General features: G+C 41.2%; 21 protein-coding genes. 12 read left to right on the plus strand and 9 right to left on the minus strand.

The annotated features are described in order from the left end of the window. The first annotated feature begins 10 nt into the window (after window positions 1-10). From C7B70_RS07640 to C7B70_RS07675, 8 genes are all read left to right on the plus strand, one after another. Window positions 11-1273: an ABC transporter substrate-binding protein gene (locus C7B70_RS07640; protein ID WP_106368467.1), complete on the plus strand. Its 1263-nt coding sequence runs from the start codon at window positions 11-13 to the stop codon at window positions 1271-1273. A gap of 7 nt (window positions 1274-1280) precedes the next feature. Further along, window positions 1281-2183, plus strand: coding sequence for a carbohydrate ABC transporter permease (locus tag C7B70_RS07645; protein ID WP_106368468.1), 903 nt, complete (start codon window positions 1281-1283; stop codon window positions 2181-2183). A gap of 2 nt (window positions 2184-2185) precedes the next feature. Next, window positions 2186-3007, plus strand: a complete 822-nt coding sequence (locus C7B70_RS07650; RefSeq protein WP_106368469.1) for a carbohydrate ABC transporter permease — start codon at window positions 2186-2188, stop codon at window positions 3005-3007. Window positions 3008-3071: 64 nt separating this feature from the next. Next, window positions 3072-4319, plus strand: coding sequence for an FAD-dependent hydroxylase (locus C7B70_RS07655; RefSeq protein ID WP_106368470.1), 1248 nt, complete (start codon window positions 3072-3074; stop codon window positions 4317-4319). Between the two features lie 356 nt (window positions 4320-4675). Then, window positions 4676-4870, plus strand: a complete 195-nt coding sequence (locus tag C7B70_RS07660; protein WP_106368471.1) for a hypothetical protein — start codon at window positions 4676-4678, stop codon at window positions 4868-4870. Between the two features lie 233 nt (window positions 4871-5103). Further along, the gene (locus C7B70_RS07665) at window positions 5104-5823 is read left to right on the plus strand and encodes a methyltransferase (RefSeq protein ID WP_106368472.1); all 720 of its coding nucleotides are present in this window, start codon (window positions 5104-5106) and stop codon (window positions 5821-5823) included. A gap of 206 nt (window positions 5824-6029) precedes the next feature. Beyond that, window positions 6030-6365, plus strand: a complete 336-nt coding sequence (gene psb28, locus C7B70_RS07670; RefSeq protein WP_106368473.1) for a photosystem II reaction center protein Psb28 — start codon at window positions 6030-6032, stop codon at window positions 6363-6365. A gap of 1 nt (window position 6366) precedes the next feature. Next, a complete protein-coding gene (locus C7B70_RS07675; protein WP_106368474.1) occupies window positions 6367-6855 on the plus strand; it encodes a molybdenum cofactor biosynthesis protein B in 489 nt (162 codons plus the stop codon). Here the strand turns inward: C7B70_RS07675 and dapF are convergent. After that, a complete protein-coding gene (gene dapF / locus C7B70_RS07680; RefSeq protein WP_106368475.1) occupies window positions 6852-7694 on the minus strand; it encodes a diaminopimelate epimerase in 843 nt (280 codons plus the stop codon). The genes C7B70_RS07675 and dapF overlap by 4 nt on opposite strands. A gap of 100 nt (window positions 7695-7794) precedes the next feature. Between dapF and C7B70_RS07685 the strand changes: the two genes are divergently transcribed. Further along, a complete protein-coding gene (locus C7B70_RS07685; protein WP_106368476.1) occupies window positions 7795-8010 on the plus strand; it encodes an RNA-binding protein hfq in 216 nt (71 codons plus the stop codon). Between the two features lie 100 nt (window positions 8011-8110). On the opposite strand, the gene C7B70_RS28700 is transcribed toward C7B70_RS07685, so the two are convergent. The 3 genes from C7B70_RS28700 to C7B70_RS07695 all read right to left on the minus strand — a co-directional run bounded on the left by C7B70_RS28700 (window position 8111) and on the right by C7B70_RS07695 (window position 9908). Continuing rightward, entirely contained in the window at window positions 8111-8704 is a 594-nt protein-coding gene (locus C7B70_RS28700) for a CHAT domain-containing protein (protein WP_339376672.1), read from the minus strand. After that, window positions 8705-8881: a hypothetical protein gene (locus tag C7B70_RS26275; protein WP_158260472.1), complete on the minus strand. Its 177-nt coding sequence runs from the start codon at window positions 8879-8881 to the stop codon at window positions 8705-8707. It lies immediately after the preceding gene. Between the two features lie 190 nt (window positions 8882-9071). Further along, window positions 9072-9908 (minus strand): M48 family metallopeptidase, encoded by an 837-nt coding sequence (locus tag C7B70_RS07695; protein ID WP_106368478.1) that lies wholly within the window; start codon window positions 9906-9908, stop codon window positions 9072-9074. Window positions 9909-10079: 171 nt separating this feature from the next. On the opposite strand from C7B70_RS07695, the gene C7B70_RS07700 reads away from it, so the two are divergent. Continuing rightward, on the plus strand, window positions 10080-10616 hold the full coding sequence (locus C7B70_RS07700; protein WP_106368556.1) for a DUF4330 domain-containing protein: 537 nt from the start codon (window positions 10080-10082) through the stop codon (window positions 10614-10616). Window positions 10617-10621: 5 nt separating this feature from the next. Here C7B70_RS07700 and C7B70_RS07705 read toward each other — a convergent pair whose 3' ends face one another. Then, window positions 10622-11506 (minus strand): alpha/beta fold hydrolase, encoded by an 885-nt coding sequence (locus tag C7B70_RS07705; protein ID WP_106368479.1) that lies wholly within the window; start codon window positions 11504-11506, stop codon window positions 10622-10624. Window positions 11507-11530: 24 nt separating this feature from the next. After that, window positions 11531-12049 (minus strand): hypothetical protein, encoded by a 519-nt coding sequence (locus tag C7B70_RS07710; protein ID WP_106368480.1) that lies wholly within the window; start codon window positions 12047-12049, stop codon window positions 11531-11533. Between the two features lie 55 nt (window positions 12050-12104). Between C7B70_RS07710 and C7B70_RS07715 the strand changes: the two genes are divergently transcribed. Together C7B70_RS07715 and rpoD are read left to right on the plus strand one after the other, a co-directional pair. Beyond that, the gene (locus C7B70_RS07715) at window positions 12105-12791 is read left to right on the plus strand and encodes a polysaccharide deacetylase family protein (protein ID WP_106368481.1); all 687 of its coding nucleotides are present in this window, start codon (window positions 12105-12107) and stop codon (window positions 12789-12791) included. Between the two features lie 840 nt (window positions 12792-13631). Beyond that, complete coding sequence (rpoD, locus tag C7B70_RS07720; RefSeq protein WP_106368482.1) at window positions 13632-14789, plus strand: RNA polymerase sigma factor RpoD; 1158 nt, start codon at window positions 13632-13634, stop codon at window positions 14787-14789. 143 nt (window positions 14790-14932) lie between these two features. Here the strand turns inward: rpoD and C7B70_RS07725 are convergent, their stop codons facing one another. From C7B70_RS07725 to gyrA, 3 genes are all read right to left on the minus strand, one after another. Continuing rightward, a complete protein-coding gene (locus C7B70_RS07725) occupies window positions 14933-15115 on the minus strand; it encodes a chlorophyll a/b-binding protein (RefSeq protein ID WP_106368483.1) in 183 nt (60 codons plus the stop codon). 146 nt (window positions 15116-15261) lie between these two features. Continuing rightward, complete coding sequence (locus C7B70_RS07730) at window positions 15262-16530, minus strand: ABC transporter ATP-binding protein (protein WP_106368484.1); 1269 nt, start codon at window positions 16528-16530, stop codon at window positions 15262-15264. Window positions 16531-16575: 45 nt separating this feature from the next. Further along, entirely contained in the window at window positions 16576-19056 is a 2481-nt protein-coding gene (gene gyrA, locus C7B70_RS07735) for a DNA topoisomerase (ATP-hydrolyzing) subunit A (protein ID WP_106368485.1), read from the minus strand. Window positions 19057-19183: the final 127 nt, after the last annotated feature.

Consider the following 19183-nt stretch of genomic DNA (forward strand, 5'->3'; position numbering starts at 1 on the left):
AATATTACTTATGCTGAAAAAACTTATATTGGTTTTGGTGTTGGTTATTTTTAGCACAGGGATTTTTACAGGCTGTAATAGTAGCAGACAAGCAAATAATGATGGTGTTGTTACTATAACTCTTAGCGGCTGGAGTAATTTATTAGAAAAACAGCTTTTACAGCAGGTGGTTGAGAAGTTTGAAGCGTTGAATCCGACTATAAAAGTTAGGTATGATGCGATCGCTGATGAGTACATGGATGTACTTAAAACCCGGCTAATTGGCGATACGGCGGCGGATGTATTTTACTTAGATGCGTTGGAAGCACCAGCGATGATTTCTCCGGGTGTGCTTCAACCATTAAATGATTATTTAAAAGCCGATTTTGACTTGCAAGATTTTGCCCCAAACTTGCTTAAAGCCTTTGTGCGCGACGGTGTAATTTATGGCTTACCTAAAGATGTTTCTACTTTGGCACTTTTTTATAATAAACAAGCTTTTGCTGCGGCTAATTTAACTCAACCGCCTAGTAATTGGAATGAGTTACGCAGGGATGCCCAAAAGCTAACTATTGATCACAATCGAGATGGCAAAATTGAACAATATGGCTTAGGTATTTCTCCAGAATTAGCTAGGCAAGTTTTTATGATGAAAGCTTTTGGCGGCGAGTTAGTTGACGCTAATAATAATGCTATTTTTGCGTCAACAGAAAGTTTAAAAGGTTTGCAATTAGTTGTCGATCAGTACGTTAAAGATAAGTCGGCGGCGCAACCTAGTGATGTCGGTACAACTTCTGGGGGAGAAATATTTGGACAAGGTAAAGCGGCGATGGTAATTGAAGGTCCTTGGATTATTTCTTACTTAAAAGAGACGTTTCCCAGCCTTGAATATGGAGTTGCGGAAGTGCCAACAATAGCAGGTAAAAAATGTACAATGGCTTACACTGTTGCCTATGTCATGAATAAAAAATCACAGCATAAATTAGCCGCCTGGAAGTTGATTGCTTATTTAACTGGAAAAGAGGGAATGACAGCTTGGACAAAAACTGGTTTGGCGCTACCAACTCGCGCCTCTGTAGCTAATAAGTTAAGTTATGACAAAAATGCTTTATATGCCCCCTTTGTTGCGGGTGTAAACTATGCAACTATATGGCAAGCCGGGGAATACTTACCTTTGATAGTTAATAATTTTAATAATCAGTTTGTTAGTGCAATTATCGGTGAACAATCGCTAGAATCTGCAATGCGAAAAGCCCAAGAAACTGCCAATAAAGAAATTAAACTATTACAGTAAATTACCGATGGCAAATATTTTAAAAAAATCAAATAAGCAGTTTACAGATTTAGTTAGTGCTTATATATTTATGAGTCCTACAATTATCATTCTGGCAATTTTTTTAGTATTGCCAATCTTACTTGCTATTGGACTTTCTTTGTATAAAGTACAACCTTTAGGCGATATTAGCTATGCTTTTAGGGGTTGGAAAAACTTTGTTCGGGTTACCCAAGATGAACGAGTTGCGATCGCCCTTAAAAATACTGTCGAATATGTATTAATTGTTGTTCCCATTCAAACAATTCTTGCTCTAGGTTTAGCTTTAATATTAAATGCTCAAATTAAGGGTAAAAATATATTTAGAGTTTTATTTTTTTTACCAACAGTTACATCATCCGCCGTATTAACACTAATTTTTATGTGGATATGTAACTCTAATGGGTTGCTAAATAACTTCCTAGCTTTTATACATTTACCTACCTACAATTGGTTAGGAGATCCAAAGGTTGCTCTCAAAGCAATTATGCTGATGAATATTTGGTCAACGGCTCCTTTATTTATGGTTATTTATTTAGCAGCAATGCAAGATATACCTGAAAATTTGTATGAAGCTGCTACTATTGACGGTGCGAATTGGTTTGATAAGTTTATTTGGATTACTTTACCGTTTTTAAAGCCAATTACTTTTTTTGTACTTGTGATGGGTATTATTGGCACTTTTCAATTATTCGATCAATCTTACATATTTTCTCGTGGCTCTGGCGGTCCTAATAATTCAACTTTAACGGTGGTACTATTGATATATCAGTATGCTTTTAAAAATCTAGATATGGGTTATGCTGCGGCTTTGGCTTTGCTGCTAACTCTAGTAATTATGACTGTAACTTTAATGCAACGTTATTTATTTAAAGAAGAAAGATTTGATTAATTATGCGTTTTTCCGCCACAAAAGCAGCTTTGTATTTAATTTTAGTTTTGTATGCACTCATTACTATTATTCCTTTTATATGGGCGCTTTCTGCTTCTTTTAAACCTTTAGCAGAAATTGTCGGCGGTGGAAATAGTTTTATTCCGCAACAGTTTACTTTAGCAAACTATCAACAAATATTTAGTCAAGAACCATTATTTGGACGTTGGTTATTTAATAGTGTCGTAGTTGCTGTTAGTGTAACTGCTTTTAATTTGCTATTTAATTCAATGGCTGGTTATGCTTTAGCTAGGCTGCATTTCCCAGGAAATAAGTTTTGGTTTTTCCTGATTTTGGCAGTTTTAATGATTCCGGGACAAGTTACTTTAATTCCTACTTTTTTAATTTTAAAAAACTTAGGATGGTTGAATTCTTACCAAGGTTTGATTGTGCCTAGTACGATCAATGCAACTTTTATATTTATGATGCGGCAATTTTTTATAAATTTTCCTAAAGACTTAGAAGAAGCAGCAGCTTTAGATGGTTTGGGACACTTAGAAACCTTTTTTCAAATAGTTTTACCTTTAGCAAAACCTGCCCTAGCTGCCCAAGCAATATTTGTTTTTATGGGTGCGTGGAATAATTTTTTATCGCCATTGATGATTTTGTCAGATTCAACAATGTTTACGCTACCTTTAGGTTTAAACATATTTAAAGGTCAATATATAAGCTACTGGAATTATATAATGGCGGCTTCGATGATGTTTACTTTACCTGCATTGGCTATTTATGCCTTTTTTAACCGCTACTTTATTCAAGGTGTAACTTTTACTGGTGGCAAATAAAGTCTGATCTCATTAGAACTGCTATAGTAAAAATGAAGAAATGTAACAATTCTCATGTAGTGCAATGGTAAGGCTTGATTCTCCGCCAACTCTTTCAAACCCACCGCTAACCTATGATTACGATTTAGCGATTTCTGGCGGTGGCATTATCGGCTTAACCTTAGCTAGTGCCTTAAATAATTCTGGGCTAAAAGTTGTTGTAATTGAAGCAAAACCCCAATCTATCGCTGCCGCTAAAGGGCAAGCTTACGCCATTCATCTCCTCTCAGGGCGCATATTTGCGGGAATAGGCGTATGGGATAAGATACTGCCCCAAATTGCTCATTTTTGTCACGTTCAGCTTTCTGATGCTGATTATCCCCAATCTGTCAACTTTGAAACTAATGATTTGGGTACAGAAGTCTTAGGCTACGTCGCCGAACATCAAGCGCTACTAAAGCCATTACAAGACTTTGTAAGCGGATGCCCTAATATTACTTATTTATGTCCGGCACAAGTGCTAGAAGCTCAGTATCAGCCCTCTGGAGTTGAAATTAGCCTCCGGGTGGGTAACGAAGTAAAAACTATCCGTACCCGCCTGATTGTCGCCGCCGATGGTGCAAAATCTCAAATTCGTCAAGCGGCGGGAATTAATACGCGCGGCTGGCAGTATTGGCAGTCATGTATTGTTGCTTTTGTCAAGCCCGAAAAAGGACACAATAATACAGCTTACGAAAAGTTTTGGAGTAGTGGGCCCTTTGCGGTTTTACCTTTGCCAGGGAATCGTTGTCGGATTGTGTGGACTGCACCCCACGCAGAAGCAAAAGCAATAGTTGCTTTGAATGACGAGGACTTTTTAGCCGAACTTACTAGGCGTTGTGGCGCACAAATGGGCAAGCTAGAGTTAGAGGGCGATCGCTTTGTGTTTCCGGTACAGTTAATGCAGAGCGATCGCTATGTTTTGCCTCGTCTTGCTTTAGTTGGCGACGCTGCCCACTGTTGTCATCCCGTTGGTGGACAAGGTTTAAATATGGGTATCCGCGATGCGGCGGCTTTGGCGCAGGTATTGCAGCAAGCCTATAGTCAAGGTGAAGATATTGGCAACTTGGCAATTCTCAAACGTTACGAAAGCTGGCGCAAGCAAGAGAATTTGACGATTTTGGGGTTTACAGATTTATTAGATCGAGTATTTTCTAATAACTTTTTGCCTGTAGTTATAATTCGCCGAATTGGTTTATTAGTATTGCGTCGAGTACCGCCGATTAAAGTATTTGCTTTAAAACTAATGACTGGTTTAAAAGGACGTACCCCAGAAATAGCCCAGAAGTTTTAGTTTTTGAGCTATTTAATAGCAATAGTTTTTTGCGGCTCAATACTAACAGTTTTAGTATGAATGTCTAATTGTGCCTTTTGAGCTATTATCCAGTACATTCCTAGCCCTTTAACGCTTTTGATTCTACCCAATCAAAAAATGACACCGCGCTGATATTCCCGGTCGAGTTTTAATCCTGAAGCACCGAAAAAGCAGAGCGCCTAATATAGCTTCCATAGGAAATTTGCTTGAATATCTAATTCTTACCTTTATTTTAGCCTTGGGATACATGACTTTACTTTGTTGGTTAGTTACGAAATCTTTTAGGATTTATTTGCTGTAACTTAAAGGTGCAGTAGGCGATAGCGCGAAAACTAATGGATGACTCAATATTTATTATTTTTATTGCTTTTGGCTGTTTGTGGGCAGTAATGGGAACGGCGATTGTTGTTTTATTTTTCAAAAGCGATGGAGAGCAAGAATTTAAAGTTGGTAAATGGGGGCTAATAGTAGCTTTACCGATTGTAATTCCGATGGCGATCGCCTTTGTGTATGCCGCTATCCACCGCTAATGGTTTAGACTTGATCTCAAAAAAAATTTAGAAAAATAACTATTTCTGCTGTAGCGAGCGCTACAGACGGATCTCTATTAGCTTCTAGGCGATCGCCCACTTGACCCTAGGTTTTTTACAATGCTCTTTCAGTGCGATCGCACTTTCTACTTTATTCGGTATAGAACTTACGATAGATGGCAGTGGAAACGCGGAAACAGTAATTTTGTATCAGTTGCTTTTTTATTGATTAAATGCTTACTTCACAAAAACCCTTAAAAGATGTATTCTTTTGTCCAGAAGAATCAAATTTTTATTCCTACTGCTTGCAAAGCTTAGTATTAAATAATTGCTTAAGTTCGGAAACTATTATTGAATTTGGCTCTGGAGATGGTAGCCCAGTTATTAATTCTTTAAATAGTACAGAATTTGCTGGAACAGTCCAGGGATTTGAAATAAATAGTATGTCTTGCGCTTTGGCAAATGAAAGAATAAATGTCTGTGGTTTGAGGGAAAAATATATAGTTCATAATCGCTCGTTGTTTGACACGGCTACACCTCAAGGGGATTATCTAATATCTAACCCTCCTTACTTGCCAGCCATAGATAACAAAATATATCAGCCATTTTTGCACGGTGGTATAGACGGAATAACAGTTACAAAACAGTTATTATCTTTGGGTTATAAAAACGTCTTAGCAATGATTGCTAGTTATTCTAATCCTGTAGGTGCAATTGATTACGCCCTAACTAAAGGCTATCATATTACAGATTTTATTATCTCCCCTTTAAAATTTGGTTATTATAGCTCAGAGCCAAAAGTTAAAAATAGAATTGAAGAATTGAAGCAAGATAATATGGCTTTTTATTCTAAAAATATCTATCTATTAGCAGGTGTATTATTTACAAAGCAGAGTAGTAGTAGCCAAGAAAACTTGTCTACAGAGTTAATGCAATTAATGACTTGTCTGTAAGCATCTATGGGTTGCAATAATTTGATACAAGTAGGGCGCGGATTATACTCTTATTAGAGCGTGAATCCTCGTTTTAATTTCTGAGCAGCGATCGCAAAAACCGCCAAAACTTTCCAGGGAAGGGAAAAATCCTTGCATTTAAGGAGACGTTAACAGTCCTGTCTAATTAATGAGAAGATAGAAAAAAACTTAAATGCAAGGCAACTATGGCAACAATTCAGTTTTCTAAAGGTACTGATGAAGATGTAACCCCCGATGTACGTTTGACTCGTTCGCGGGATGGAAAGCAAAGTACAGCAACGTTTTACTTCCAAAATCCCTCAGTTTTAAACGGTGGTAACGCCGATGATATTACGGGAATGTATATGATTGATGAGGAAGGGGAAATAATTACCCGCGAAGTTAAAGGTAAGTTTGTTAATGGCAAGCCAGAAGCTTTGGAAGTATTTTACATTATGAATTCAACGAGCGAATGGGAGCGGTTTCTCCGGTTTATGGAACGTTACGCCGAGAAAAACGAGCTAGATTTCAACAAATCGTAATATGCAACCCCACCCCGATACAGGCAAGATAGTAATTAACTGTGCGGTAATTACTGTTAGCGATACGCGATCGCACCAAACTGATAAAAGCGGTCAGTTAATCCAACAGTTGCTCTTAAATGCCAATCGCGCGGTGGGATATTACACCATTATTAAAGACGAACCAACGCAGATTAAAAGCCAATTACAAGCACTAAATAACATTGATGTCGCAATTTTTAATGGTGGAACGGGGATAGCGCCTAGAGATACAACTTATGATGCTATAGCTAGTTTGTTAGAGAAAACTTTACCAGGCTTTGGGGAGTTGTTTCGGTATCTTAGTTACAAAGAAATTGGTTCAAGAGCGATCGCATCACGAGCGATCGCTGGTACATACCAAAATATCTTAGTATTTTCTGTTCCAGGTTCTAGCAACGCCGTCAAACTAGCTATGAATGAGTTGATTTTGCCGGAAATAGAGCATTTAGTTAGTCAATTACGAGCTTAATCAATTGTGCCAGCAAATACTCGCTCTTGCGCTCCAGTCATGTAGAGCCTTTGATCGGGTTCTGACCATTCAATCAGTAAATCACCGCCGGGGAGTTCTACTGTCGCTTTGCGATCGCACTTAAGAGTAAGTACGCCAGCTACTAGCGCCGCACAAGCACCAGTACCACAAGCTAAGGTTATACCTGCGCCTCTTTCCCAAACGCGCATTTTTAGGCGATCGCGTCCGATAACTTGAATAAACTCGGTATTAATTTTTTGCGGAAAGGCGGAATGATGCTCGAATTGAGTACCAATTAGTGCTAAATCTATTGCAGCAACATCTTCAACAAAGGTGATGCAATGAGGGTTTCCCATACTTACACAAGTAACTAACCAATTTTTCCCCGCGACTTCTAAGGATTCGTTTATTACTTTTTGTTCTGGAGAACTTAAGGTAGTAGGAATTTCTTTTGCTAGGAGTTTTGGTAAACCCATATCAACTTTTACTTGACCATCTGCCAATAACTGAGGACAAATAACGCCTGCTAAAGTATGAATGCGATATTGAACTTCTTTATCGTGGTTTCCTTCTAAATCAGCGATAAATCCAGCTAAACAACGAATTCCGTTACCACACATTTCGGGTTCTGAACCATCGGAATTGATGATTCTCATTGTGTAGTCTGTACCTTCAAGACCTGGAAGGGCAAAAATTACCCCATCTGCGCCAATGCCAAAATGGCGATCGCATAACTTAATTGCTTGTTCTGGCGAAACGATAAGTTCTGATGACGAGCGATTGTCAATTAAGATAAAATCGTTTCCTAGTCCCTGATATTTAACAAACTCGATAGACACGTTTTTGATTTCTCCCGAAAGTAGCAGGCAAAATACTATAGTTGAATGATATTTACCTATTTTTACCCAACTAATTACAGTATTTGCTAGGAATTAATTGATGAAAAGTGATTTTGATGTAGCTTCACCCAGCATAAAGCAAGTACAGATGCTGATCAAAGAAGCTAAAGCTGTAGAAGTAAAGTTGCTAAGTGGCGATTTACTTAGTGGTAGGCTACTATGGCAAGATCAAACCTGTATATGTCTAGTTGATACCAGCGAACAGAGTATTACTATTTGGCGACAAGCGATCGCTTTTATCAAAACCACAAACTAATTAGGCGTTGCTGGATTTAGAGCGCGAAAATGATTTCGCGTGATTTCAAAACCAATGTAGAGACGTTGAATGCAACGTCTCGTTGCCAAAATTCATACATCTAATCAGCTAGAGGATTGGCGACTATTACAGGGTTTTCCTTACTAGGTAAGTCAGCTTGCAGCCGGATTAAGCCTCGTCCCGAAGAAAGGTAAGTTATTTCGTAGTTTTCTAGCAGATATTGGTTCTTTTCATCAATTAAAGCTGCAAAGGGAATGAGGTTTAGTTGACTATCAGGAGGAAGCAGAATATTACGTTTATTGCCCAATTGCTTGCGGATGGGCTGCATCAGCATTGCATCTAAAGTTCTCGCCGCCTTTTTGAAGGGCTTTTGATCACCGATTTTGGTGCGAATTGTGCGGCGAAACTCAGTTACAGCTTTGTTGATCGTTTCCGCATCCCCCAGTTCTATCCATGTTGGTTCTCCTTGAGATTGCAGGACGTAGGCGACGTAGCGAGGTTTGCCAAAGCGATCGCCATATTTTGCTTTAGGATTGTAATGTCGATAAAGGACAATTTCTACTAAGGCGGCATTAGCAGGAATTAGTTTTTGTACTCCTTCAATGGTAACGCTTTGATTTTGGGTACGAAATTTTGCACTGCGACGACTGATAGCAGCTTCTATTGTCTGTTCCTGTTGGAATAGAGTTGTGATTTAATTGCCGAATTGCTCTAGTGGTGTGTTGCCTGCGCCTTTAAACGTCAATGCTGCAAGCTGGGAACGAGCCATTGCCAGCTTATCGAGGAGAACTTTGTCTTTGGGGTTGAGGCGACTTTTCAGGGCTTGTAGGCTGTCGGTTAGAGCATTGAGAACCCGACCTTTGCGCCGCAAAATGGTAGTGAGAGCAAGTTGTGCAGATTGAGGGTTCGTCGGACTTCCTTGGACGTGCAGCTAAAACCTTATGGGTATCATCACCTCCTATCAGGATAATTCCGTAAAAATCAGGGCAAATCTTTCATTAATGCAACATTAGTTTAATGATAGGTACAAACTTGAATAGCCTGTACCCATAGCAATTACCTTAGCTTAGAGAGCGGATTTGAGACTTGTAAGCATTGCTATCTAAGCCATTACCTACATTTGCCCTTTGGGGATCGATCGCGCGTTCTAGGGCCACAATGCGATCGCCCGTTGCTGGGTGGGTACTTAAAAAAGTAGGAGTTGAGCGAGATTTTAGCAGCTTTTTCATAAACGAAACCATCCCAGACTCAGCATAACCCGCCCGTCTCAAATTTCTTAAACCGACTTGATCGGCTTCTAATTCATCTTTACGACTATTAGGACGACGCAACGCCAAATCTACCCCAATTTGCACCGCCGCGTTGCGCTCTAAACCCGCAGCTTGTGAAACACCTTGAGCGAGGGCGCTTTCCCGCATTTGCTCTACTAAATGCTTCCCGGTAATATGCCCGATTTCGTGCGCCATAACGCTAGCAAGTTCCGCTTCATTATCAGCTAGTTTAAGCAAACCCGTATTGACATAAACAAAACCTCCCGCCGTTGCAAAGGCATTAACGCCTTTATCATCAACTACTTGGAAAGTATAAGGCAGATTTGGGCGATCGCTTGCGGCGGCTAACTGTCTGCCAATTTGCTGTACATAAGAATTTATATCTTGATTGCGATAGATTCGTACCTCTCGCTTTATCTGCTGATCAATTTGCTTGCCAAGTTGTACTTCTTGGCGAGCGGAAATATTCGACAATTGAATTATCTGCACGCCTTGGCGGAGCAAATCAAATACAGAAATTGCTTGAGATGGCATTGAACTTACAGTAATACCAAGCGCCACAAATATTGACAACACTGGGTAAAACCAACGCCGCCCACGATCAGGGAAAGAAAAAAACTTCAACATACGGCAGTAATTAGGAAAAGAGGACTTATCTATAATTAGACGGTTTGACCGGGCAATTGTTGCAATTAATTAGTAAAGTCTCTACCTTTAACCGCCGTTTTTGCCCTTGTCATAGCTATGATAAGCTGACACCAGATTAGATCGTTGTTGCTGTTATCTAAAAAAATTTATATGGCTATTTTAGATTCTCAAGGTCGTTTATTCGGCAAAATAAATTTGCTCGATTTGGGTGCTGTTTTAGTAATTGTCCTAGTCATCATCGGCATTTTCTTATATCCTGGCACTTCTGGTTCTGTTGCTCAAAATACTGAGGCGACTAAACCCGTTGAAGTTGATTTAGTGGTACGCGGGTTGAATATCAAAGATCCACAACAACTATTTTCTCAAGGATTTACCAAAGGCGGCAAAACAAACATTGTCATCCGCAATCAACCCCACGGAAGTCTTGAGATTAAATCTGTGCAGCAGTTGCCTAGAACCATATTAGTAGCTCAACCTGATGGCTCTTTAAAAGAGTACACTGACCCCCGACCGAACCAGTTTAGTACCGATATGCTGTTAACTTTAGTCGGCAAGGCAACAATTAGACCCGATGGCGCAGTAATTAGCAATAGCAAACTAAAAATTGGTAATCCCATTGAACTTGAAGGCTTTAATTATAACTTCAATGCCACAGTGATTGATGTCCGCGTCAATGACAGCAAATAACTCGTCTACGCCAATAAAGGTAAAAATCGGCGGATTAAGCCAATAGTAACGGCGGGTAATTCTAGCTGGGGTGTTAGTCCCACGTCTTCTAATTGCTGAAAGACTTTAATTGCTTGGGGATTAGTCGCCGCAAGACGTTGACCTATTTCCGGGCCTGTAAATTGAGATTTTTGTCCCCAAATTATTGCTGTCGGCGTAGTTAGCTGCCCAATATAAGTAGATAAATCAAAACACAGGTCGCCGCGTACAAATGATAGCGCGGCGTATTCAGCATTGGGTTGTTTAGCAGATTCTAAGTAAGCATCGACGATTTCTTCGCTAATTCGGCTAGGACGGGCAAATTGTCGTTGTTCTAAAAAGCTGCGAATGCCGTTAGCTGTTGCTAATCCCGTGCTGTAAAGTATCCGGTCAAGAATGGGCGTACTAATCAATTGAGCAAAGAAACTTCTTGAATAATCATTGCCAAAATCCGCCAGTCCCGCCGGGGTAGTAAGAATTAATGACTTAAATAACTCAGGACGAGCGATCGCAAGTCTAATTATAAAGGCTGCCGTCAACGATGAAGCAACGACTGTTACAGGAATGCTGGAAATTTGGGTTAAAAATTCGCCAATAGTAGTTAAATAATCTTCAATTTGATAATTTCGCTCTATATGCTCCGATTCTCCCCACCCAATCAAATCTGGAGCGATAATTTTATACTCGCTGGCAAAGGCTGGGTATACTTTAGACCATTCGTAGGCAGAAGAACCACCGCCGAAACCATGCAAAAATACTAAGGTTTCTGCTTGAGCAAAATCGCTCCAAGGTACTCCACTATTGGTGTAATATACCATTCTGCCTAAAGAAGTTAGTACAGACTTTTGTTCAAATCCAAGCGGCTGAAACATTGACGCACCTTAATATTAAACGACTTAATCAGAGCTTAATTGAGCTTTTTCTACCGTTTTATCGTTCACCCCTAAAGTTAGTTGTAAAGCTGCTTTTTGAGGATAAGCTTTAACTACTTGGCGGTAAACTTGGTAGTTTGCAGGCAAGGTTTGCACTGTGGTTCCTGCGGTATAACTTAGTTGATAATCTACTGATTTAATCAGTTGCGGACTACCAGGTTTTTGATCGGATTTTCTTCGTTGGTCAATTTCGTCTACCGTTGGTCTTGGCGGTAAAGCCGCCCACCACAAACCTTTGTCGTCGGGGCCTGTCACGGCATTTTCTGGCTTAATGCCATTACGATTGACTAAAGACGTTGAAGCAAAAGTTTCATAGCGAGTTAAATTATCGTTACTTTGGTTGACAAAATACTCAACTTGCCAAGTGTAAGTAGTCCGCGCTGTGGCTTCGTATTCGGTAGTCGTTACGGTAGAACAACTATTAAGGAAAATTGTACTTAATAAAAAGATTAATTTGCCTCTAGTAGCGATCGCGTTAATCATTTAATAATTGCTAAAGTTAGGACTTGCCATCAATTTCCGCCTATAAAAATATCAAATGCAACTGGCTCCATTTTTTCCCGTTCTCTACCGCATTTTACAGCCTACTTTTCCTAATTGTCTGTGGTCAGGCAATTCTTACACTAAAGAAATTGCTTTAACCTTTGACGATGGCCCTCATCCAGTTTACACTCCCCAACTGCTCAAAGTTTTAGACTACTACTCCATCGAGGCGAGTTTTTTTTGGTTGGGTGCTTGCGTCCATCGCTACCCCACCGTTGCTAAATCGGTGTACGACTGCGGACACGCGATTGGGTTACATGGCTACGATCATCGCTCTTTTCCCCTCCTTACCACTGCCGAATTGCAACAAAGCTTAGAATCAACTCAAAGCGCAATTTCTACTGCGATCGGCATAAATGGGGCAAATATCCGCGATGTTCGCCCTCCTAACGGGTTATTTACTCCCCAAACTTTAGAATTATTAACTAAGTGGCAATACCGCTCGGTAATGTGGAGTGTAGTTCCTGAAGATTGGGTACGACCAGGAATTAATCTTGTCGTGCAGCGCGTCTTAGAACAAGTGCAAAATGGCTCGACAATTGTTTTACATGACGGGGCGTGTGGCGGTATTGATGTTGCCGAAACTACCCAAATCTTGATTCCCGAACTTTTGCGGCGCGGCTATAAGTTTGTTAATATTGATAGCTTTTGGCGCGATCGCAACAGCTATTTGAAACCGTAATAATTTGTTATATGCATCCAAACTTGCAAATTATTTTTGTCCTACGTGTAATTACAGATATTTATTCACTACAATAGCGAGAGAACTTCGGTGATTTGTCAAGTTCTCTGAGGTTGAAATTTGAGCAATCGTCAGTTAACTTAGACAAAGACAAGCAAGTTTAAGTTTAGGTTAATCAAAAATTAGTGTTAATGAGCCATAGTGCAGAACCTCTGACTTTGAATTTGAGGTAATTTACACTCACGTTCCCAACACTTTTTATTGATAGCAAATTATCCGAAACTCAATTAAGGTAGAAAACATCAAGCTTGATGACTGAAAACCTCCATGCCTAAGCAACCAATAAAATGCTAACTATTCCACTCAAAAACCGGGAATTGATGGCAATTAAGCTAAGCAAGTTTAAAATATTAAACAAGTATGAGAGCAGTTAAAACCTTCGGAGCCATTAATTTAATTGCCTCCGGGTATTACATTGCCCTCAAAAAAACAAGTTAAACTAAGGACTGTTGTAGATTTTACAATCGAAACATTAAATGCAGGCAATTTCTGTGAAACAGGCTACAATCGGAGGGGTCTTAGCAACTCCAAGCATTAATAGCAGCTTTTAAAGCCACTATTAAGCATTAGATTTATACAAGAATAAAGTCTTGTTTTAGGTAAATAAATAGTGCGATCGCATTGATAATTTTTAATATCTATGCCTGGTCTATTTGAAATTGCCCTTAACAATACAAGCAATTAAAACTCTTATTAAATAAGCTACTAGCACTGTTAATAAGAGTACGAAATAAATGTTGATAGATTGATAGTTGACTCAAGGAGCATGAGGAACGCGGCATGAACCAGGCTAACAACGTACTCGAAACCATTAATCAGCCTGAAATCAAAACCCTTAATCAGCCTGAAGGCACTTTAGGCGTTTTGATTGAAGAAGAATTTGACCCTTTAGACCTAGACGAACAAGATGAATTGATAGAAACCAAACCTGAAGAAGCAAAATCTACGAAAGTTGTCAAGTCTCGTCGTCGGGCGCAAACTAAAAAGAAGCACTATACAGAAGATTCAATTCGCCTGTATTTGCAAGAAATAGGTAGAATTCGGCTGCTAAGAGCGGATGAGGAAATTGAACTAGCTCGGAAAATTGCCGAATTGTTGGAAATGGAGCGGGCGCGGGAGAAGCTTTGCGAACAGTTAGAACGAGATCCCCACGACACAGAATGGGCGGAAGCGGTACAGCTACCGATAAATTCCTTTCGTTATCGCCTCCATGTCGGACGACGCGCTAAAGATAAAATGGTGCAGTCGAACTTGCGTTTAGTAGTTTCGATTGCCAAAAAGTACATGAATCGCGGTCTATCTTTTCAAGACTTGATTCAAGAAGGAAGTTTAGGACTAATTCGGGCGGCGGAAAAGTTTGACCACGAAAAGGGTTATAAGTTTTCAACTTACGCTACATGGTGGATTCGTCAAGCAATTACGCGAGCGATCGCTGATCAATCAAGGACAATTCGTTTACCCGTCCACCTTTACGAAACTATTTCCCGGATTAAAAAGACGACCAAGCTGCTTTCTCAGGAAATGGGACGCAAGCCAACAGAAGAAGAAATTGCAACTCGCATGGAAATGACTATTGAGAAGCTGCGATTTATTGCTAAATCTGCTCAATTGCCAATTTCTTTAGAAACTCCCATTGGTAAAGAAGAAGATTCTCGCCTGGGAGACTTTATTGAGTCGGATGGAGAAACACCAGAAGACCAAGTTTCTAAAAATCTGTTGCGCGAAGACTTAGAGAAAGTTTTAGACGGTCTTAGCCCCCGCGAACGCGATGTATTGCGCCTGCGTTATGGTTTAGATGACGGTCGGATGAAGACGTTGGAAGAAATTGGACAGATATTTAACGTTACTCGTGAACGTATCCGGCAAATTGAAGCTAAAGCTTTACGCAAATTACGCCATCCAAATCGTAATAGTGTTTTAAAAGAATATATCCGGTAAAGCAACTTAGGTTTTGATTCGCTCAAACGCTGATGGCTACGGCTGTTAGCGTTTTTTGCTTAAAAAATGACCTAGGAGATTCTTGTGATCTCCTAGGTCAATAAATTCCTTGTCTTTGATACTTTGATTATTCTTTCTAGGTACTACATGATGCCCCAGAAGTGGAGAAAACCTTGTCCAGAAAATAACTCAATTCCGGCGGCGGCTAGAAAGCCAATCATTGCTAGACGACCATTCCAGATTTCTGCTTGAGGAGTAAAGCCGTAGCGCCAGGCGTTGCGGTCTTCCATTACTGGGGGTGTAACTACTTTAGTTGTGCTTTGCATAGCGTTTGTTCCTGTTAGTTTGTTAATTTATGTTTCCTTCTATGTAAACTAATGTAACACCCCTATTTACAATTTGTCTATACCTTAGGGTAGGTAATGGGTAATGGGTATTAATTTCAATAACCAATGACCAATTCTCAATTCTTCTAGTCATGCCAAATTGCTTTACCTGTATCGGGGTCAAAGAAATGCAGCTTATCGGGGGGAAAAGACAGCCATAGCCGATCTTGGTATGATACTGGGCGATCAGGGGGAATGCGGACTTGCATAGAAGCCACATTCGCTGAATTAGTAGGACTAACGGAAAGATAAGTTTCGTTGCCTAGGGCTTCTATTAGGTCTACTTGTACTGGGAGATTGCTGGGTGCGGCATCGCCTTGACTCAAATGTTCTGGTCGTATACCGAGGATTAGCGGTTGGCGATCGTATTTGCTGAGAGCTTTTTCCCAGACTTTGGGGAGATTGAAGCTAAACAAAGGGTGAGAAATTCCTAGAGGCGATTGAAACTCTACTTCTAAAAAATTCATTGGTGGGGAGCCAATAAACTCGGCGACAAACTTAGTCGCTGGGCGATTGTAGAGTTCTAGAGGACGAGCAACTTGTTGTAATTGACCTAAATTCATGACCGCAATGCGAGTTCCCATAGTCATTGCTTCGGTTTGATCGTGAGTAACGTAAATAGTTGTCGTCCCTAACTGGCGTTGCAATTTAACAATTTGGGCGCGAGTTTCGGCGCGGAGTTTGGCATCTAAATTAGAAAGTGGTTCGTCCATTAGAAAAACTTGCGGATTGCGCGAAATTGCCCGACCTAAAGCTACGCGCTGCTTTTGTCCGCCAGAGAGTTGTTTGGGTAGTCGCAGTAATAACGCTTCAATTTGAAGTAAAGAGGCAACATTTTTTACCCGCTTATCTACCTCTTGTTCGCGATCGCTCTTGTAACGTAGAGGTGCAGGAAAACGCCGTGTCATGCCAGAGAGGGCATTTTTACCCCAACTTGCTAAATCCTTGTTTTGTTCCCCGCTTGCCCCGCGACGTAGCCCAAAAGCGATATTGTCATAAACTGTCATGTGGGGATAAAGAGCATAGCTTTGAAACACCATCGCAATATCCCGCGCCTTGGGAGGCAAATCGTTGACTAAGGCATCCCCCACCCAGATATTGCCCCCAGTCATTTCTTCTAACCCTGCAATCAGCCGCAATAGGGTACTTTTGCCGCACCCAGAAGGGCCCACCAGTACCATAAATTCCCCATCCGCCACCGTAAGATTGATGCGCCTTAAAACGTTAACGCTATTTAAGTCTGGTGCGGTTTCCTCCACCGAGGCAATTAATGGCTGCAACGGAGACTTTACTTTTTCTGCCTTCCCAGCGTTGGGAAAGCTTTTATAAATGTTTTCTAAAACTACCTGTGCCACAAGCTTTTTTATCACTGAAACTGTTTACAATTACTTCCAGGCAATTTATCTAGCCCCAGTTGCCAAAACATTTACGGCAATAATCTTCTCATCGCCCTTAAGTTCAGCAATCCTACTTCCTGTACCTTCTTTGCCCGTAACACTAATAGCACTTGCAGGCAACTGTAACAAGCGTTGATTGGTTGTCACCGCCAACATTGCCGAACTTGGAGCTAAAACTAAACTCACCAAAGCATCAAACTTACTTGTAAAAGATATTCCTTGAGTGCCAATATCGCCGCGATTACTACGCCGCAGAGATCGCATCGGCATTTGTTTAGCGTATCCTAGCTGAGAAAATAGGATTAAATTCTCCTCTAAATCGGCTCCTGTAACGCAGCCTACTAATTTTTCATTTTTCCGCAATCGCAAAGCTTGCAAGCCTACCGCCGTGCGCCCTAGAACCTGTAATTGCTCATCATCTACTCTAAATCTCAGCAACCGCCCCCCCGCCGTCGCTAATATGGCTTCTTCCCCCGCTCCTGTAATTCGACAAGCCAATAATTGATCGTCATCTTTAAACTTAATTACCGTCAAACCGCGACCGTTTAACCCTGCCAATTCCTCTAAAGCTAAACGTTTAATGCGCCCCAACTTTGTTAATAAAACCATCTGCGCCGGAAAGCTTGGTAACACAAATTGAGTAACTAAGCTTTCTGTAGCGCTAGGAAGTAAACCAATCAACGGCGCACCCCGTCCCGATAGGCGACCTGATAACAAAGGCACATCCCCCACCTTAACCGGGTAAACTTTGCCATTACTGGTTAGCACTACTAGGTCTTGCTTAGTATTGGCACTTATTACCTGCACCACACAATCATTATCTACGGTGCTGTTAGACTTTTTCCCTGGCTTTTGACCATTGACTAACCTTCTCACATAGCCGCGCAAAGTAACTTCTAATACCGCCTCCTCGCCTTGTTCTTCTTTCTGGGCGTTCTCTGCGTCTCTACGGTTGTTGTTTTCTCTTTCTAAACGCAACAACTTTTCGTCTACAAACCGAGTCCTGCGCTCGTCTCCGTACTTGCGTTTGAGGCTGCGTAAGTCTTTTTTTAACGCCTTTAATAACTCGCGGCGATCGCTTAAAAGCCTTTCTAAACCTTCAATTTCCGCTCTTAAGCGCTCAAATTCTGCTTGTAAATTCTGCTTTTCTAAACCTGTCAATCGGCGCAAAGGCATTGCCAGCACAGCATCGGCTTGTACTTCACTCAATCCAATGTCGCTTTGCAGAGCTATTTTTGCTGTACTTCCATCGGCTGCTTGGCGCAAAATAGCAATAACTTCATCTAGCCTCAAAAGCGCCAAATTCAACCCTTCCACCGTATGAATTCGCTCTTGCGCTTCCGCTAATTGGTAAGAGTAGCGACGGCTAAGAGTTTGTTCGCGGAACTTTAAAAACTCCTCTAATAATTGCCGCAACTTTAACTGTCGCGGTTGTCCTTCGACGATCGCCAGCATAATCGCCCCAAAATTTATTTGTAAGGCTGTTTGCTGATATAAACTTTGCAACACGGCGTGGGAGTTAGCATCGCGTCGCAATTCTATTACTACTCGCATCCCTTCGCGATCGCTTTCATCACGAATATCAGAAATGCCTTCTAACTTGCCTTGGTTTACAAGTTCTGCCATTTTCTCAATCCAAGCGGCTTTATTGACCTGGTAAGGCAACTCTGTAATCACAATCGCTGTCCGCCGCCTGCTGTTTTTTGTGGCAGGAATTTCTTCCATCGCCGCCACTCCGCGCAACACAATACTTCCTTTCCCTGTGGTGTAAGCTTCCTTAATTCCCCCAGTCCCGACTATTTGACCCCCCGTAGGAAAATCTGGCCCCGGAATTAACTCTAATAGCTTCTCCTCGGCTAACTCTGGCTGGTCGATTAAGGCAATCAAACCATCTACTATTTCGCCCAAATTGTGCGGCGGAATATTCGTCGCCATCCCTACAGCAATGCCCGAACAGCCATTTAATAGTAATAAAGGTAGTTGGGCGGGTAGTACCGTAGGTTCTTGCTGCGAATTGTCAAAATTGCTAATAAATTCAACAGTTTCTTCGCCGATATCTGCCAGCATTGCCTCGTGACTAATGGGCGATAGGCGCGTTTCGGTGTATCGCATCGCCGCCGGGGGATCGTTGTCTACCGAGCCAAAATTGCCATGTCCCGCTAGTAATGGGTAGCGGCTAGAAAAATCCTGCACCAGCCTAACTAAAGCCTCATAGACCGATTGATCTCCATGAGGATGATACTTGCCTAGTACGTCTCCTACTACCCGCGCACACTTACGATAAGGGCGATCGGGGGTCAATCCTAGTTCGTGCATGGCGTACAATATCCGGCGATGGACGGGTTTTAACCCATCGCGGACATCCGGTAATGCCCGCCCGACAATTACACTCATGGCATACTCAAGATAAGACCGTTGCATTTCTGTATGCAGGGCGGTGGCGATTACCTGTCCCGTAGGGAGAAGGTTTAACTGTTTTGCCATGATGTTTTCCTGTCTAGACGAAGAAATTTTAAGAGTATAGAATCATTTTTGACAACTTACCAGCGCAAGTTGTGGGGTAATGCCCAGCATTTACTTGTTGGTGTCGATAAGTAAATGAATTTACTTA

The sequence above is a fragment of the Chlorogloea sp. CCALA 695 genome (genome assembly GCF_003003885.1).
Classification (GTDB): Bacteria; Cyanobacteriota; Cyanobacteriia; order Cyanobacteriales; family Chroococcidiopsidaceae; genus Aliterella.

What these genes read in the sequence shown, in the direction of transcription:
- C7B70_RS07640 (WP_106368467.1), top strand. Translation starts at nt 11, where the DNA reads ATGCTGAAAAAACTTATATTGGTTTTGGTGTTGGTTATTTTTAGCACA.
- C7B70_RS07645 (WP_106368468.1), top strand. Translation starts at nt 1,281, where the DNA reads ATGGCAAATATTTTAAAAAAATCAAATAAGCAGTTTACAGATTTAGTT.
- C7B70_RS07650 (WP_106368469.1), top strand. Translation starts at nt 2,186, where the DNA reads ATGCGTTTTTCCGCCACAAAAGCAGCTTTGTATTTAATTTTAGTTTTG.
- C7B70_RS07655 (WP_106368470.1), top strand. Translation starts at nt 3,072, where the DNA reads ATGGTAAGGCTTGATTCTCCGCCAACTCTTTCAAACCCACCGCTAACC.
- C7B70_RS07660 (WP_106368471.1), top strand. Translation starts at nt 4,676, where the DNA reads ATGGATGACTCAATATTTATTATTTTTATTGCTTTTGGCTGTTTGTGG.
- C7B70_RS07665 (WP_106368472.1), top strand. Translation starts at nt 5,104, where the DNA reads ATGCTTACTTCACAAAAACCCTTAAAAGATGTATTCTTTTGTCCAGAA.
- psb28 (WP_106368473.1), top strand. Translation starts at nt 6,030, where the DNA reads ATGGCAACAATTCAGTTTTCTAAAGGTACTGATGAAGATGTAACCCCC.
- C7B70_RS07675 (WP_106368474.1), top strand. Translation starts at nt 6,367, where the DNA reads ATGCAACCCCACCCCGATACAGGCAAGATAGTAATTAACTGTGCGGTA.
- C7B70_RS07685 (WP_106368476.1), top strand. Translation starts at nt 7,795, where the DNA reads ATGAAAAGTGATTTTGATGTAGCTTCACCCAGCATAAAGCAAGTACAG.
- C7B70_RS07695 (WP_106368478.1), bottom strand. Translation starts at nt 9,908, where the DNA reads ATGTTGAAGTTTTTTTCTTTCCCTGATCGTGGGCGGCGTTGGTTTTAC.
- C7B70_RS07700 (WP_106368556.1), top strand. Translation starts at nt 10,080, where the DNA reads ATGGCTATTTTAGATTCTCAAGGTCGTTTATTCGGCAAAATAAATTTG.
- C7B70_RS07705 (WP_106368479.1), bottom strand. Translation starts at nt 11,506, where the DNA reads ATGTTTCAGCCGCTTGGATTTGAACAAAAGTCTGTACTAACTTCTTTA.
- C7B70_RS07710 (WP_106368480.1), bottom strand. Translation starts at nt 12,049, where the DNA reads ATGATTAACGCGATCGCTACTAGAGGCAAATTAATCTTTTTATTAAGT.
- C7B70_RS07715 (WP_106368481.1), top strand. Translation starts at nt 12,105, where the DNA reads ATGCAACTGGCTCCATTTTTTCCCGTTCTCTACCGCATTTTACAGCCT.
- rpoD (WP_106368482.1), top strand. Translation starts at nt 13,632, where the DNA reads ATGAACCAGGCTAACAACGTACTCGAAACCATTAATCAGCCTGAAATC.
- C7B70_RS07725 (WP_106368483.1), bottom strand. Translation starts at nt 15,115, where the DNA reads ATGCAAAGCACAACTAAAGTAGTTACACCCCCAGTAATGGAAGACCGC.
- gyrA (WP_106368485.1), bottom strand. Translation starts at nt 19,056, where the DNA reads ATGGCAAAACAGTTAAACCTTCTCCCTACGGGACAGGTAATCGCCACC.